The organism is Cellulomonas sp. Leaf395 (assembly GCF_001424125.1).
Classification (GTDB): domain Bacteria; phylum Actinomycetota; class Actinomycetes; order Actinomycetales; family Cellulomonadaceae; genus Cellulomonas.
Genome location: NZ_LMQI01000005.1, coordinates 358,025 through 373,230 on the forward strand (window position 1 = coordinate 358,025; position 15,206 = coordinate 373,230).

Here is a 15,206-nt window from a genome sequence, read left to right on the forward strand (position 1 = left end):
CCGGGGCGTGAACCGTGCCGATGGCTCCAGGCTGCTCCGGCCCGCAATGGCCTCCCAGGGCCGAAGGTCCCGGTCTTCGCGCAGATCACGGGCCTGTGTCAGCGCGCGACTGAAGCCGCCCGGACGCGGAGGAGCGCTCGGGCAGCTTCGGCCCCGTCAGGACAGCGGCACCGACCACCGCAGGTGGGTCCCGCCCTCGGGCAGAGCGGTGACGACGACGGTGCCGCCCCGCCGGGCGGCACGGTTCTCGAGGTTGGCCAGCCCGCTGTGGCGTGGGACGTCGGCAGGGATCCCCACGCCGTCGTCCTGAACCTCGACCACCAGGTTCCGGCCGACCTCCACCCGGACCACGACGTCGTGCGCGCGCGCGTGCCGTGCGACGTTCGCCAGGGCTTCCCGGACCACCGCGACCGCGTCCTCCACGACGTCGTCCGGCACCGTCGCGGTCACCCCGTCCGTGCGCAGGCGCGGCAGGAAGCCCAGCCCCTGGCGCGCGCTGACCACCTCGGCGTCGATCCGGTGGCGCAGCCCGGTCCCCGACCCGTCGGCCCGTGCACCCAGCCGGAAGATGGTGGTGCGCACGTCCTTGATCGTCTCGTCGAGGTCGTCGACCGCGGCCTCCAGCCGGCGTGCGACCTCGGGCCGCACCGTCTCCTGCGCGGCGGCGCCCTGCACGTCGAGCCCGATGGCGAACAGTCGCTGGATCACCATGTCGTGCAGGTCTCGGGCGATCCGTTCGCGGTCCTCGAGGACGGCCAGCCGCGCTCGGTCCGCCTGGGCGTCCGCGACGTCGAGGGCGAGCGCGAGCTGTTCGCCGAACCCGGCGACGCTGGGCAGGTCCAGCTGCGGCGCCTCGCCCGCGGGCCAGTACACGGCCAGCGCGCTGACCCAGCGCTCTCCGCTGCGCAGCGGCAGCGCGAGAGCCCACGTCCCGTCCTCCAGCTCGCGCAGCACCGGCCAGACGCCCGCGAGCTCCTCCGCGAGCGACGTCGGCAGCTCGTCCGTCTCCCCGAACAGGGCGGAGCCCGTCGCGCGGGCGCTCTCCTGGACCCTCACCAGCACCGCGGCCAGGGCCTCGTCCCGGGGCAGGCCGCCGGTGAGCCACGACGACGTCGCGGCGGCCGTCTCCAGCCACAGCTCGTGCTCGCGGGCCTGGTGGTAGGCGCGCGCGTGACCGACCGCCACGCCGGCTGCGGCCGCCAGGGCGACCGCGACCTGCTCGTCGCGTGCGGTGAAGTCGACGGGCGCGCCCGTCGGGCCGATCTTGTCGGTGAGGTACAGGTTGCCGAACACCGCTCCGCGGGCCCGCACCGGCACCCCGAGGAACGTCCGCATCGGTGGGTGGTTCGCCGGGAAGCCGACCGACGACGGATGGTCGGCGATGTCGTGCAGCCGCAGCACGTCCGGGGAGGTCGAGAGGTGACCGAGCACCCCGCGACCCTCGGGCGGATCACCGATCAGCAGCGCGGTCTTGTGGTCGATGCCCTGGTAGACGAACTCCTGGAGACCACCGTGCTCCCCGAGCACCCCCAGGGCCCCGTACCGGGCGCCCGTCAGGCTGCACCCCGCGGCGACGAGCCGCTCCAGCACGCTGGCCATGTCGAGGTCGGCTGTCATCGAGACGACCGCGTCCATCATCGCCTCGAGGCGCTCGTCGCGTTCGGTGCTGGAGTCCATGCCGTTGCGCTGCATGGTCGGAGCATAGGTCGGCTATCGGTGCATCAGGGTCTTTCGGCCCTGGGTGCCGGCAGGCGCCGGGCGAACCCTGGAGGTGACGCGAGACCGAGGCACAAGGAGGTGGTGACGATGCGCGCACTGGTGGTGTACGAGTCGTCGTTCGGGAACACGGGACAGGTGGCGACCGCAGTCTGGGAGGGCATGTTCCAGCGTCTGCCGGACGTCGCCCTGCTCGAGGTCTCGGCCGCCCCGCGACGGCTGCCGCCGGAGCTGGAGCTGCTGGTCGTCGGTGCGCCGACGCAGGCCTTCGGCATGAGCCGGCCCAAGACGCGTGAGGACGCGCTGAGGACCGCGGGCACGGAGCTGACCGGCCCCACTTTCGGGGTGCGGGAGTGGCTCCGGGAGCTCGAACCCCCCCAGCGTCCGGTGTACGCGGCGACGTTCGACACCCGTATCCACACCCCGCACGTGCCCGGTTCCGCCGCGGTCGGAGCGTGGCGCGTGCTGCGACGCGCCGGCTTCGAGGTGTCGGCCGAGGTGGAGAGCTTCTGGGTGCTGGGGATCCGGGGCCCCCTGCGCGACGGGGAGCTCGACCGGGCACAGTCCTGGGGCGTGAGCCTGGTCAGCCTCCTCCCGGGCCAGCACCCCGTGGGCGCGCGCTGAGTGCCGGTCTACTCGGGGTGCAGGCGGTTCTGCTCGGTGATGAACAGTGCGGCCTGCGTGCGCCCGCGCACCTCGATCTTGGCGAGCAGGCTCGAGATGTAGTTCTTCACGGTCTTCTCCGCGAGGAACATCCGCTCGGCGATCTCCCGGTTGCTCAGGCCTTCCCCGATGAGGTCGAGCACGGCTGCCTCCTGGGTGGTGAGCAGCTCGAGCCGGGGGTCGCGCTGGTGGGACTCACGCAGCCGGACGAGCACGCGCTCGGTGGTCGCGGGGTCCAGCAGCGACCGGCCGCTCGCCACGAGGCGGATCGAGTCGAGCAGCTGTGAGCCGCGGATCTCCTTGAGCACGTAGCCGGCCGCGCCCGCGGTGATCGCCGCGAGGAGGGCCTCGTCGTCCTCGTAGGACGTGAGCATGAGGCAGCGGACGCTCGGGGCCGTCGAGGCGAGCTCGCGGCACACCTCGATGCCGTTGCCGTCCGGCAGGCGCACGTCCAGCAAGGCGACGTCGGCCTCGGAGCGAGGGATGCGGACGAGGGCTTCTTGCGCCGTCCCCGCCTCGCCGACGACGGTGATGTCCTCGGTCGAATCGAGAAGGCGCAGCAGCCCTTGACGGACGACCTCGTGGTCGTCGAGCAGGAACACCCGGATCTGTGACATGGCGACACTGTGCCCCATCATCGCGGTGCGTGGCGGTCGAGAAACGCGTACACCTCAGCATCTTCGACGCCGGGGAACGCGCCGGTGGGCAGCGGCGAGAGCACGTGGGCGTGCACCGTGGCGCTCGGCCACGCGTGCGGCGCCCACCGCGCGGCCAGTCCCGGGTCGGGCTGCCGGCAGCAGGTCGGGTCCGGGCACCGGGACTCGCGACGCCGCGACGTGTCCCGACCGCGGAACCACTTCGCGGCGCCGAAGGGGACGCCCACGGTGATGGAGAACCCGCCCGCCGACGTGGAGCCCGTCTGCGTCGTGCACCAGAACGTGCCCTCGGGCGTGTCGGTGTACTGGTAGTACTCCCCGGCGCGGTCGCGACGCGTGAACGCCGAGCGGGCGGCCCACTCGCGGCACACCACCTGCCCCTCGATGGCGCCGGTGCTGTCGGTGGGGAACCGGACGGCGTCGTTGCTGTAGCCCTTGAACAGGGTGCCGTCGTCGCCCACACGCAGGAAGTGCAGGCGGATGTCGAGGTGCTCGGTCAGCAGGTTGGTGAGTCGTTGCGCAGCGGCCTCGTGCGTCACACCGAACGAGTCGCGGAAGTCCTCGACGGCCAGCTCCTTGCGGCGCTTGGCGGCGCTGAGGTGGGCGACGGCCGCGGTCCGGGGCATGAGGCAGGCGGCGGCGAAGTAGGTGATCTCGACGCGCTGGCGCAGGAAGTCCGCGTAGCTGCGAGGCGTCGAGTGGGCCAGGACCCGGTGGGCGATCGCCTGGAGCGCCAGGGAGCGCAGGCCGTGGCCGCCCGGGATCGACGCCGGAGGCAGGTAGATTCGGCCGTTGGCCAGGTCGGTCACCGTGCGCGTCGAGTGGGGCAGGTCGTCGACGTGGATCAGCGTGAAGCCGAGGTCGGCGGCCATCGACGCCACGGCGCTGTGGGTCAGGGCGCCCGTGGAGTAGCCCGCCCGCCGGACCAGGTCCTCGGCGGCGGTCTCGATCTCGGGGAGGTGGTTGTTGCGCTCGCGCATCCACAGGCGCAGCTCGGTCGTGGCACGGCGGGCCTCCTCGGGCGTCGCGATGGCGGCGTCGTCCCTGCGGGCCAGCTCGCGGTGCAGGCCGACGAGTGCCTCGAGGGCCTCCGTCGACAGGTTCTTCGCCGGCCGCACGGTTGGCAGACCCAGCGCGGCGTACGTCGCCGTGCCCTGCGCCCGGTCCAGATCGATCTCGAGGGCGGCGCGCCTCGACGGCGGGGCGGCGTCGAGGAGGTCCGTCGTCGTCGTGCCCAGCGCGGCGGCCAGGGACTGCAAGAGGCTCAGCCGTGGTTCCCGCCGGCCGTTCTCCACCAGCGACAGCTGGCTGGCCGTCGAGCCGACCAGCTGCCCGAGCTCGTCGAGAGTGAGGCCCCTCTCGGTGCGGGCGTGCCGGATGCGCCGACCGAGCAGGAGCATCTGGCTCCCCGCTGCGGTCGGCTCGCGCGGGTCGGACGGCAGGTCGATGACCGGCCGGGGCGAGTCGATGGCCATGACGTTGACGGTAGGCCAAGAAGAGAACTTCTTGCGCGAGCGGCGCCCTTGAGGAGGTCCGCGAGTAGCGTGGACGCTTGAAGGAGACGGGTATTCCTCCCGTCCAGCCCTGCGAACAGGAGCCCTTCATGACGAGCTACGTCTCCCGGTTCCGTGACGGTGACAAGGACCAGAAGGACCTGCTGGGCGGCAAGGGCGCCAACCTGGCGGAGATGACGAACCTGGACCTTCCGGTCCCGCCGGGGTTCACCATCACCACCGAGGCGTGCCGGGCGTACATGCGCGACGGGCACGTCCCCCCGGAGCTGCGCGTCGAGGTGACGCTCGCCGTCCGGGAGATCGAGGACACCATCGGTCGGCGGCTGGGGGACTTCCACGAGCCGCTCCTGGTCTCCGTCCGCTCCGGCGCGAAGTTCTCCATGCCCGGGATGATGGAGACCGTCCTGAACATCGGGCTCAACGACGCGTCCGTCAAGGGGCTGACCGAGTTCTCGGGCGACGAGCGGTTCGCCTGGGACTCCTACCGCCGGCTCATCCAGATGTTCGGCAAGACCGTGCTCGGGATCGACGGTGACCAGTTCGCGACGGCGCTGGACGAGCGCAAGGCCGCGGTGGGCGCGGCGACCGACGTCGAGCTGTCCGCGCAGGACCTGCGCGTGCTCGTGCACACGTTCAAGGAGATCGTCCTGGCGCAGACGGGCCGCGAGTTCCCGCAGCACCCCCGCGAGCAGCTCGACATGGCGATCGAGGCCGTCCTCGGCTCGTGGAACACGGACCGCGCGCGGCTGTACCGGCGCCGCGAGCGCATCCCGCACGACCTGGGCACCGCGGTCAACGTGGTGAGCATGGTGTTCGGCAACCTCGGTGAGACGTCGGGCACAGGGGTCTGCTTCACGCGGGACCCGTCCACGGGGGAGACCGGTGTGTACGGGGACTACCTCCCGAACGCGCAGGGCGAGGACGTCGTCGCGGGGATCCGCAACACCCTGCCGCTGGCGGAGCTCGAGGTGCTCGACCCGGTCTCGTACGACGCGCTGCGGCACGCGATGCGACGCCTCGAGACGCACTTCCGCGACCTGTGCGACATCGAGTTCACCATCGAGCGCGGCAAGCTGTGGCTCCTGCAGACGCGGGTGGGCAAGCGGACCGCGGCAGCGGCGTTCCGGATCGCGACCGAGCTGGTCGACGAGAGCCTCATCACGATGGACGAGGCGATCACCCGGTGCACGGGCGACAAGCTCAGCCAGCTCCTCTTCCCGCAGTTCGACTCGGCCGCGGCCAGGCAGCTGCTCACCAGGGCCATGCCGGCGTCGCCGGGTGCGGCCGTGGGGGAGATCGTGCTGGACAACGCGCAGGCGCTCGAACGGACCGCGGCGGGCGCGCACGTGATCCTGGTCCGCCGCGAGACGAACCCGGACGACCTGCAGGGGATGATCGTCGCCGACGGTGTGCTGACCGCCCGCGGGGGCAAGACGTCGCACGCTGCGGTCGTCGCGCGCGGGATGGGGACGTGCGCGGTCGTCGGGGCCGAGGAGCTCGACGTGGACCCGGCCCACGGCGAGGTACGGGTGCGCGGTGAGGTGCTGCGCGCGGGGGAGATCATCGCGATCGACGGCGCCACGGGCGAGGTCTTCCGCGGCGAGGTGCCCGTGGTCGACTCCCCGGTGATGGTCTATGTCTCCGACGGGCTGGACGCCGGGCTCGCCGCGGCCCGCGATCCGGAGGCCCGCGCGCTGGTCATGGCCGTCGACCGCGTGCTCCGGCACGCCGACCACGTGCGCCGCATGCACGTGCGCGCCAACGCCGACTCCGCCGACGACGCCCGTCGCGCCCGCGCCCGCGGGGCCGAGGGGGTCGGGCTGTGCCGCACGGAGCACCAGTTCCTCGGGGAGCGCCGCCAGTACATCGAGCGCCTCGTGCTGGCCGACACCGACGACGACCGTCGGGCCGCGCTCGACGCGCTGCTCCCACTGCAGCGGGACGACTTCACCGGTCTGCTCGAGGCGATGGACGGCCTGCCCACGACCATCCGACTCATCGACCCGCCGTTGCACGAGTTCCTGCCGGACCTCACCGAGCTGGCGGTCAAGGTCGCCACCGCTCCCGAACCGGACCCGAAGGACGTCGCCCTCCTGGCGGCCGTGGAGCGGATGCACGAGCAGAACCCGATGCTCGGCCTGCGCGGGGTCCGCCTGGGGCTGACGTTGCCGGGCCTGTTCGCGCTCCAGGTGCGGGCGATCGCCGAGGCGACAGTGCAGCTGCGCCAGGCGGGGCTGGACCCGCAGCCGGAGATCATGGTGCCGCTGGTGGGGTCCGTGCGGGAGCTGCAGCTGGTCCGCGAGGAGGCGGAGCGCGTGCTGGAGGAGGTCAGCGCGTCCTCCGGTGTGCCGCTCGACGTGCCCATCGGCTGCATGATCGAGCTGCCTCGCGCTGCGCTGACCGCGCACCGGATCGCCGAGGAAGCCGACTTCTTCTCGTTCGGCACCAACGACCTCACCCAGACCACGTGGGGCTTCTCCCGTGACGACGTCGAGCGGGCGTTCTTCGCGGACTACCTGCAGAACGGTGTGCTCACCATCTCCCCGTTCGAGACGCTCGACGCCGACGGCGTCGGCGCGCTGGTCCGAGCGGGCGCCGAGGGCGGCCGGGCGACGAAGCCCGGTCTGCACCTCGGCGTCTGTGGGGAGCACGGGGGAGACCCGGAGTCGATCCACTTCTTCCATGACGTGGGTCTCGACTACGTGTCGTGCTCGCCGTTCCGGGTCCCGATCGCCCGGTTGGAGGCCGGTCGGGCGGCCGTGTCTCCACGGCGGCTGAACCGCTGACACGGCCGCCCGCCTCGGGCCTACGGCGTGACGGTCAGCGGCGTGCCGCCGGACGTCAGCTGCCAGTCGGGGTTGGTCGACGAGAAGAGCACCGGGTCGATCACCTCGTTGGCGATCACCCAGTCGATGAGCAGCTGCCGGATCTCGACCTGCCGGTTGTAGACGACGGGGGCCGTCGTGACACCCGGGAAGTTGCCCCCGCCGGACTGCCGGTAGTTGTTGATCGCGACGACGAACTCCTGGGTATCGGTGACGGGGACGCCACCGTAGGCCAGCCCCACGATGCGGCTGCCCACCGGCTGCGCGAGGTCGATGTCGTAGGTGAGCGGCTGGTCGAGCCCACCCATGACGTCGTAGTTGTAGTCGGGCGTGCCGTTCGGAGCCGTCGGCGTCACCGCGTTGGTGAGGTCGGCGGCCGCGTACGTGCCTGGCGTCGGAGCGGCCTTGAAGTACTCCGCCGACTTCTCCAGGTACGCCTTGACCTGTGCACCCGTGAGCTTGATGCCCAGGAGGGTGTTGTCGTAGATGTACAGGCCGGCGATGTCCCGGACGGACACGTCACCCTGCGGGATCGCAGCGTCCTTGTTGAACGGCGCCGCGATGGACAGCACGGGGAGCTCGGCGTCGGCGCCCGTGAGCTCGGCCTTGACGGCGCCTGCCTGCACGTAGTTGATGAAGTCGAGCACCGCGGTGTCCTCGTACCGGGCGGTCGCGGCGGACATGGCCTCGGTCGAGGTGCCGATCACGCTGTTGACGTAGTCGACGACGGTCTTCTGCTCGTCGGCGAGCATGCTGACGATCGCCGGGTCTTCCGGGACGGTGTTCGAGTTGAGCACCGAGGCGTCCACCGACTCCACGGTCCAGCTCCCACGGCTGTACGACAGGTCGATGTCGAACACCGACAGGCGCTCGCCCCACTTCAACGGCTCGGACAGGACGACGGGCTTGCCCGTGGCGGTGTTGGTGACCACGCGCTCGGCGATCTCCTGGTGGGCGTGGCCCACGAGGATCGCGTCGATGCCCGGCACCTGCTGGGCGACGAGGGTCGCGGCGTTCTCCGGGTACGGCAGCGCGTCGCCGTAGGACGACGAGGTGTCGGCGCCCGAGTGCGCGGCGACGACGACGACGTCGGCACCCTTGCGCTTCATCTCGGGCACGTACGCCGCCGCCTGCTCGACCAGCCCGCCGAAGCTCATCTGCCCCTCGACGTTCGCCTTGTCCCAGATCGCGATGCCCGGGTTGGTCAGGCCGAGGATGCCGACCTTCACCGGCTTGCCGTTCGGTGTCCGCACGGACTTGATGACGTACGGCGTGAACGCGGCCTGCCCGTTCTCGTCGTTCGTGGCGTTGGCGGCGAGCAGCGGGAAGTCGAGCTGCTTCTCGAAGGTGCGCAGGTAGGGGATCCCGTAGTTGAACTCGTGGTTGCCCAGCGCGGCGGCGTCGTAGCCGATCGCGTTCATCGCCGCGGCCATCGGGTGCTCGACGCTCTTCGAGATCGGCTGGATCTTGGCGTAGTAGTACGCCAGCGAGGTGCCCTGGATGGTGTCGCCGGCGTCGATGAGCAGCGTGTTCTGGTCACCGCGGTCCGCGCGGACCTGGTCGACGAGCGTCGACACCTTGGCCAGGCCCACGTCGTTGTGAGCGCTGTCGTCGTACTCGGCGTTCTTGAAGTAGTCCCAGTTCAGTGCGCTGCCGTGCAGGTCCGTGGTGCCCATGACGGTGAGCTGATAGTCCGTGCTCTTGCCCTGTCCGTGGCCGTCGCCGGCCGTTGCCGGCGAGGCGAGCGCCACGACGAGGAGTGCGGCTGTGGTCGCCACTCCCGCCCTGACCCCGCCACGTCGCAGGTTGCTGACGCTCATGTCCTATGTCTCCCATGCTGTCGGTTCTGCACCGGATTGCGGTGCGCCGGGCACGGTACTCCGTCCAGGTGTGCACGACATGTCGGGCGGGTGACCGACCGGCTCACCACCAGCCCTGCCGTTTCGCCCACCACAGCAGGCTCCCGGACATCGCGAGCATGACCGCGAGCGCGACCGTGAGCGGGACCACCGTCGTCCGGTCGTTGACGATGAGGTTCATCCCGAGCACCGAGGCGAGCGCGGTGATCGGCAGGGTCACGACCGCGATCACCGCGAGCCGTTCGGCGGCGATGGTCATCTTCGTCTCGGTCCGGGTCCGGTAGAACTCGATGACGCCCTGCAGGTAGTCCTTCTCCTCGCCCGCCAGGCCCGCGATCCGGTCGAACTGGTCGATCAGGTCGGTCACGAGGTGTCGGCTCTCCTCGGGAACGGCGCGCGGCAGTCCGGCCAGGCGCCGGTAGATCTCCGCGGTCTGCGCCGCGATCGTCCTGACGGCCAGGAGCCCGTGCCGCGTGCGGAACATCTCGTCGAGGAAGTGCTCAGGGTTGCCGTAGGCGCCGTCGGTGACGCGTCCCTCCAGCTCCCACACGTCGCTCGTGAGGTCCTCGACGAACTTCTCCATCCGCCGCGTCAGCGTCGAGACGATCGCGTGAGAGATGTCGAACGAGGTCCGCGGCCGCAGACGTCCGGCGCGGATGCGCTCGAGGACCTCGTGGGTGTCGCGCAGGGCGACCTCGATCGGGACTGCCGGGTTGACGGGGCCGTGCACGGTGACGAGGTACCGGGGCCCGATCAGCCGGTCGAGCTCGACGTGGTGGACGTGGCCGCCGGCACCGCGCTCGGGGGCGTGCAGGACGAGGAAGAGCGAGCCCGGGTACGCGTGCAGCTTGGGCAGCCGGTTGCGGACCTCGCAGTCGTGCACGGCGAGCGGGTGCAGCCCGAACGTGGTCGTGAGCACGTCGGCCGCCTCGGCGGACCACTGCGGGATGTCCACCCACACGATCCCGTGCCGTCCGGTGAGCAGCTCGGGCAGCTCGTCGACCGCGCAGTCGCGGACGCCGTCGTCGGTGATGAGGTACACGTCCACGGCCCGCCTCCTGCCGCCATCATCCTGCGGGAGGTCGGCGCTCGCGCCCGCTGGCGACGACGTCGTGGAAAAGCCGTTCGTAGTCGTCGACCATCCGGTCCGCGCTGAACCGGGTCTCGGCCTCGCGACGGCAGTCCTGCCGGCGGATCGTGGGCAGCCTGCCGACGGCGGTGACCGCCTCGTCAGCGTCGGCCACGAGGAAGCCGGTCGCTCCGTCCCGCAGCAGCTCGGGGAGCGACCCGCGTGGTGTGGCGATCACGGGCGTCCCCGCAGCGAGCGCCTCGACCACGGAGAGCCCGAACGGCTCCTCGAAGTCGATGAGGTGCAGCAGCGCGGCGGCGCCCCCCAGCAGCCGGTCCCGCTCGGCAGGGCCGACCGACCCGACGAAGCGCACGAGGTCGCCGTCGACGTGCGGCTCGACGAGCGTGCGGAAGTAGGCCTCGTCGTGCACGACGCCCGCGATGACCAGCGGCATCCCCGTGCGACGAGCGACCTCGATCGCGAGATGGGCGCCCTTGTCCGGATGGATGCGGCCGAGGAAGAGCAGGTAGCCGCCGTCGCCCGGACCGGGGGTGAACTGCGTGAGGTCGAGACCGTGGTGGATCGTGGCGGCGTAGCGCAGGGCCGGGTGCCGGTTCGCATCGCTGATCGACACGTAGTGCGCGATGTCGTCGTAGGCGCGGTAGACCGGCACGATGCGTTCTGACGAGAAGCCGTGGATCGTCGTCACCACCGGCGTCGCGGTCAGGCGGCTGTAGGTCAGCGGCAGGAAGTCGAACTGGTTGGAGATGACGTCGAACCGCGCTGCCCGCTCGAAGACCGCCGCGATGTGCAGCGACTCGCACACCTTGACGTCGATGGACGGGTCCTCCTCGTAGCCGGCGGGCGCCTCGGCGTGCAGGCGTGCGGCGGTCAGGGAGTCGGCGGTGGCGAAGAGGGTGACGTCGTGACCGCGCGCCACCAGGCCTTCCGCCAGGGTGGAGGCGACCTGCTCCCACGGCCCGTACGAGCGGGGCGGCGTGCGGTGGGCGATCGAGGCGAGAACGGCGATCCTGACGGCGTGCCTCCACGGCTGGGGGCGGTCGCGGGCCCGGAAGAGTCCCGACCGCGACTGGTAGCCTAGTCATGCGGTGCCCGGTCCGGCTGTGAGCACGACCAGCGGACCAGGACGCCCGGGGATGTCGATCAGGCCCCGCCCGAGGTCGGTAGCGCACTCCGCTGCGAAGCACCACCACCGTGAAGGGCCTCCATGGCCATCAGGTTCGGCATCCTCAGCACGTTTCCCCCCACGCAGTGCGGCCTGGCGACGTTCTCCTCGGCGCTCGCCACCCACCTGATCGAGGCCGGTGCCGACGTGTCGGTCGTCCGCCTCGTCGACAGCATGCAGCCGACGCTGCCGCTCGTCTCGCACCAGCTGGTCACAGATGCGCCGGACGAGGCGCGCGCCGCAGCGGCGGCCCTGAACGCGTGCGACGTGGCGCTCGTCCAGCACGAGTACGGGATCTACGGCGGGCCCGACGGCGCCGACGTCGTCGACGTCCTGGCCCGCGTCCGCGTCCCGGTGGTCACCGTGCTGCACACGGTGCTTGCCCACCCGACCCCTCACCAGCACGAGGTGCTCGCCCGCGTCGTCGCCGCGTCGTCCATGACAGTGACGATGACCGAGGCCGGTCGCCGGCGGCTGATCGACGGCTGGGGCGTCGACCCGGCGTCCGTCACGGTGATCGCGCACGGCGCCCGGGACAACCGGATGCTCGGCGACGTCCGCACGCCGCCGCGGGCGTCCCCCACGGTGCTGACCTGGGGACTGCTCGGTGAGGGCAAGGGGATCGAGTGGGCGCTCGAGGCGATGGCCGGGCTCACCGACCTCCGGCCCCGTCCCACCTACCGGATCGTCGGTCAGACGCACCCGAAGGTCCTGGAGCGCTCCGGCGAGGTGTACCGCCGCCGGCTGGAGCGTCTGGTAGACCGGCTCGGCCTGGGCCGGATGGTCCAGCTCGACGACCGGTACCTCGACGTCCTGACGCTGCAACGGATCGTCGCGGCGGCCGACGTGGTGCTCCTGCCCTACGACTCACCGGACCAGGTGACCTCGGGCGTGCTGACGGAGGCGGTCGTCGCGGGCAGGCCGGTGGTGTCCACGGCCTTTCCCCACGCCGTCGAGCTGCTCTCGGGTGGCGCAGGCATCCTGGTGCCGCGACGCGACCCGGCGGCGATCCGCTCCGCCCTGCGCCGCGTGATCACGGAGCCTGGGCTCGCGGCGTCGATGGCGGCAGCGTCCCGTCAGCTGGCGCCCGGCCTGCTGTGGTCCGCGGTCGCCGAGAGGTACGTCGACCTCGCCGCGGAGCTGCTGCGCGCCCGCACGCTGTCGGTGGCCTGATGTACCCGGCGCCGGTCTTCGACCACCTGGAGCACCTGTCCACCCCGGTCGGGCTGTTCGAGCACGCGCTGCTCACAGAGCCCCGGCCCGAGCACGGCTACTGCCTCGACGACGTGGCCCGGGGTCTCGTCGTGACGTCGCGCCAGCTGGGGCCGTCGGCGCAGGTCGAGGGGCTCAGGGCGACCTACCTGCGGTTCACCCTCTTCGCGCAGGACGGGCTCGGGCGGTTCCACAACCGGCGGGACGCCGCCGGCCGGTGGACGGACACCGCGACGGTCGAGGACCACTGGGGGCGTGCCCTGTGGGCTCTCGGGACGACGGCCGCGGTGACGCCCGACCCTCGGGTGCGGCGGGCCGCACTGGACGCGGCCGTGGTCAGCCTCGAGAGACGCTCGCCCTGGTGGCACGCCATGGCGTACGCCGCGCTCGGCGCCTCGGAGGTCCTCGACGCGCAGCCCGGCAGCCGGGTGGCCCGGGCGCTGCTCGTCGACGCCCGTACGCTCCTGGCGTGCCCGACGGACCCCACCTGGCCGTGGCCGGACGCCCGGCTCACGTACGCCAACGCGGTGCTCCCGGAGGCGCTGGTGGCCATCGGCTCGGCGCTCGGTGACGACGACACCCTTGACGCGGGCCTGAGCCTGCTGCACTGGCTCCTCGCGCAGGAGACCCACGACGGCCACCTGTCCCTGACACCGGTCGGTGGCCGGCAGGACGGCGACGAGCGACCGGGCTTCGACCAGCAGCCGATCGAGGTCTCGGCCCTGGCGGAAGCGAGCTGGCGGGCCTTCTGCGCGACGCGCGACGAGGTCTGGCTGGGCTACCTGGACCGCTGCGTGCGGTGGTTCCTGGGCGACAACGACAACGGGATGGTCCTCTACGACGCCGTCTCGGGCGGAGGCTTCGACGGTCTGCACACGCACGGGGTCAACCAGAACCAGGGCGCCGAGTCGACCCTCGCCGCGCTGTCGACGCTCCAGCTCGGACGACTGGCGCTGGTCCAGGCGGTCGCATGACCGCGGCCGGCGCGCCGCTCCTGCGGCGTACGGACCATGTGCTGCGCCCGGACGCGTCCCGGGTGGTCAGCCTGCCGTTCCTGCCCGGTGAGGAGATCCGGGGGGCGGGCCTCTCGCGCCGGGCTGTCGTGCTGGAACGGCTGCTGGCGCTTCCCGACGCCGAGGTGGATGCGGCGCTCATCGACGTCCTGACGTTGTTCACTGCGCGTCACGACGACCTGGCCGGGCTGCTCGACGAGCGGTTCGCCCTGGTCGCCCGGCACGTGGAGCACGCCGGCACCCTGTCGTCGGAGCGGCGTCGGCTCATCGGTGCGTGCATGAGCCAGGAGTACGCGATCGAGTCCGCCGCGCTGTTCAACCCGTCGATGGTCGCCCACCCCGACCAGAGCGGGCTCCCCGAGGGTTCCACGCGGTTCGTGATGAGCGTCCGCGGAGTCGGCGAAGGGCACGTGTCCTGCGTCGAGCTGCGCACGGGTGTGGTCGACGCGTCGAGCACCGTCACGTTCGACACGCCAGGTCCGACGACGACCCGTCCGGTCCGCCACGACATCGAGCACTCCCGCTCGCACCTGCGCCGGCAGAACGACGAGCTCGCCGGGGACCCGGCGGACGCCGACGCCCTGCTCAGAGCCTTGCCGGACACCTTCCCGCCGGAAGCGGTTCGGGCCGACCCGCGGCTCGCCTGGCTGTCCGCGTGCTCGTACGACGTGACGTTCCCGGCGGACGGCGCGATCGACTCACGCGTGCTGCTGCCGGGCAGCGCCGCCGAGCGGGGCGGCATCGAGGACCTCCGGCTGGTCGAGGTCGAGCACGCCGACGGACGCAGCCGTTACCTCGGGACGTACACGGCGTTCGACGGCGAGTCCGTCGCGCCGCACCTGCTGGAGACCGACGACTTCGTGACCTTCCGGCTGCGCCGGCTGACCGGCCCGGGCGCGAAGAACAAGGGCATGGCGATCTTCCCGCGGCAGGTCGGTGGGCAATACTTCGCTCTGTCGCGCTGGGACCGCGAGAGCAACTCCCTCGCCGTGTCCGCGGACCTGATGCACTGGGACGACCTGGGCACGCTCAGCGCACCCACGCTGGCCTGGGAGATCATCCAGGTGGGCAACTGCGGGTCACCGATCGAGACGCCCGACGGGTGGCTCGTCCTCACGCACGGCGTCGGCCCGATGCGTCAGTACGGCATCGGGGCGATGCTCCTGGACCTCGAGGACCCGCGCACGGTCATCGGAAGCCTCGCCGCGCCCCTCCTGACGCCCGCACCCGACGAACGCGACGGGTACGTCCCGAACGTCGTCTACACGTGCGGAGCCCTGCTGCACGGAGAGACCCTCGTCCTGCCGTACGGGTGCAGCGACGCGGCGGTCCGCGTGGCTCTGGTCGACGTGCCGACGCTGCTCGAGCGGATCGTCCCCAGCGCCTGAACGGGCCCCGACGCCCGGGTCCGGCCCCGCCCCGTGGACGGCGTGAGCGCCGTCACTTTCCCACATGGTGGACCTGCTCTCACCCCTGTGACCAGGCGCACCGCC

11 protein-coding genes are annotated in these 15,206 nt (G+C 71.8%); 5 read left to right on the top strand and 6 right to left on the bottom strand.

Annotated elements, in window-relative coordinates; translation table 11 throughout:
• Positions 1 to 156 precede the first annotated feature (156 nt).
• Positions 157 to 1,692 (bottom strand): GAF domain-containing sensor histidine kinase, encoded by a 1,536-nt coding sequence (locus tag ASG23_RS16265; protein WP_056027215.1) that lies wholly within the window; start codon positions 1,690 to 1,692, stop codon positions 157 to 159.
• 114 nt (positions 1,693 to 1,806) lie between these two features.
• On the opposite strand from ASG23_RS16265, the gene ASG23_RS16270 reads away from it, so the two are divergent.
• Positions 1,807 to 2,340 (top strand): hypothetical protein, encoded by a 534-nt coding sequence (locus ASG23_RS16270; RefSeq protein WP_082516344.1) that lies wholly within the window; start codon positions 1,807 to 1,809, stop codon positions 2,338 to 2,340.
• Between the two features lie 8 nt (positions 2,341 to 2,348).
• Here the strand turns inward: ASG23_RS16270 and ASG23_RS16275 are convergent, their stop codons facing one another.
• Together ASG23_RS16275 and ASG23_RS16280 are read right to left on the bottom strand one after the other, a co-directional pair.
• Complete coding sequence (locus tag ASG23_RS16275) at positions 2,349 to 2,996, bottom strand: response regulator (protein ID WP_157465714.1); 648 nt, start codon at positions 2,994 to 2,996, stop codon at positions 2,349 to 2,351.
• Between the two features lie 17 nt (positions 2,997 to 3,013).
• Positions 3,014 to 4,510, bottom strand: a complete 1,497-nt coding sequence (locus ASG23_RS16280) for a helix-turn-helix domain-containing protein (RefSeq protein ID WP_082516285.1) — start codon at positions 4,508 to 4,510, stop codon at positions 3,014 to 3,016.
• Between the two features lie 128 nt (positions 4,511 to 4,638).
• Here ASG23_RS16280 and ppdK point away from each other — a divergent pair, with 128 nt between their 5' ends.
• Positions 4,639 to 7,335, top strand: a complete 2,697-nt coding sequence (gene ppdK / locus ASG23_RS16285) for a pyruvate, phosphate dikinase (RefSeq protein ID WP_056027226.1) — start codon at positions 4,639 to 4,641, stop codon at positions 7,333 to 7,335.
• A 20-nt stretch (positions 7,336 to 7,355) separates the two neighbouring features.
• Here ppdK and ASG23_RS16290 read toward each other — a convergent pair whose 3' ends face one another.
• The 3 genes from ASG23_RS16290 to ASG23_RS16300 form a co-directional block, all read right to left on the bottom strand.
• Positions 7,356 to 9,194, bottom strand: coding sequence for a bifunctional metallophosphatase/5'-nucleotidase (locus ASG23_RS16290; RefSeq protein WP_056027229.1), 1,839 nt, complete (start codon positions 9,192 to 9,194; stop codon positions 7,356 to 7,358).
• Between the two features lie 103 nt (positions 9,195 to 9,297).
• Positions 9,298 to 10,281, bottom strand: coding sequence for a magnesium transporter CorA family protein (locus ASG23_RS16295; protein WP_056027232.1), 984 nt, complete (start codon positions 10,279 to 10,281; stop codon positions 9,298 to 9,300).
• A 19-nt stretch (positions 10,282 to 10,300) separates the two neighbouring features.
• Positions 10,301 to 11,332 (bottom strand): glycosyltransferase family 4 protein, encoded by a 1,032-nt coding sequence (locus ASG23_RS16300; protein ID WP_056027235.1) that lies wholly within the window; start codon positions 11,330 to 11,332, stop codon positions 10,301 to 10,303.
• 198 nt (positions 11,333 to 11,530) lie between these two features.
• Between ASG23_RS16300 and ASG23_RS16305 the strand changes: the two genes are divergently transcribed.
• From ASG23_RS16305 to ASG23_RS16315, 3 genes are read left to right on the top strand one after another with little or no spacing between them, the layout of a single operon-like run.
• On the top strand, positions 11,531 to 12,661 hold the full coding sequence (locus ASG23_RS16305) for a glycosyltransferase (protein ID WP_056027238.1): 1,131 nt from the start codon (positions 11,531 to 11,533) through the stop codon (positions 12,659 to 12,661).
• Positions 12,661 to 13,674 carry a hypothetical protein gene (locus ASG23_RS16310; protein ID WP_056027240.1) on the top strand — a complete coding sequence of 338 codons (1,014 nt, stop codon included), beginning with the start codon at positions 12,661 to 12,663 and terminating at the stop codon, positions 13,672 to 13,674. Before ASG23_RS16305 ends, ASG23_RS16310 begins: the two co-directional genes overlap by 1 nt.
• On the top strand, positions 13,671 to 15,101 hold the full coding sequence (locus ASG23_RS16315) for a glycoside hydrolase family 130 protein (RefSeq protein WP_056027243.1): 1,431 nt from the start codon (positions 13,671 to 13,673) through the stop codon (positions 15,099 to 15,101). The genes ASG23_RS16310 and ASG23_RS16315 overlap by 4 nt, the downstream gene beginning before the upstream one ends.
• The last annotated feature ends 105 nt before the right edge of the window (positions 15,102 to 15,206 follow it).

Bases quoted from the DNA above. Each gene is read 5' to 3' on its own strand.
- ASG23_RS16265 (WP_056027215.1), bottom strand. From the start codon at position 1,692: ATGCAGCGCAACGGCATGGACTCCAGCACCGAACGCGACGAGCGCCTC.
- ASG23_RS16270 (WP_082516344.1), top strand. From the start codon at position 1,807: ATGCGCGCACTGGTGGTGTACGAGTCGTCGTTCGGGAACACGGGACAG.
- ASG23_RS16275 (WP_157465714.1), bottom strand. From the start codon at position 2,996: ATGTCACAGATCCGGGTGTTCCTGCTCGACGACCACGAGGTCGTCCGT.
- ASG23_RS16280 (WP_082516285.1), bottom strand. From the start codon at position 4,510: ATGGCCATCGACTCGCCCCGGCCGGTCATCGACCTGCCGTCCGACCCG.
- ppdK (WP_056027226.1), top strand. From the start codon at position 4,639: ATGACGAGCTACGTCTCCCGGTTCCGTGACGGTGACAAGGACCAGAAG.
- ASG23_RS16290 (WP_056027229.1), bottom strand. From the start codon at position 9,194: ATGAGCGTCAGCAACCTGCGACGTGGCGGGGTCAGGGCGGGAGTGGCG.
- ASG23_RS16305 (WP_056027238.1), top strand. From the start codon at position 11,531: ATGGCCATCAGGTTCGGCATCCTCAGCACGTTTCCCCCCACGCAGTGC.
- ASG23_RS16310 (WP_056027240.1), top strand. From the start codon at position 12,661: ATGTACCCGGCGCCGGTCTTCGACCACCTGGAGCACCTGTCCACCCCG.
- ASG23_RS16315 (WP_056027243.1), top strand. From the start codon at position 13,671: ATGACCGCGGCCGGCGCGCCGCTCCTGCGGCGTACGGACCATGTGCTG.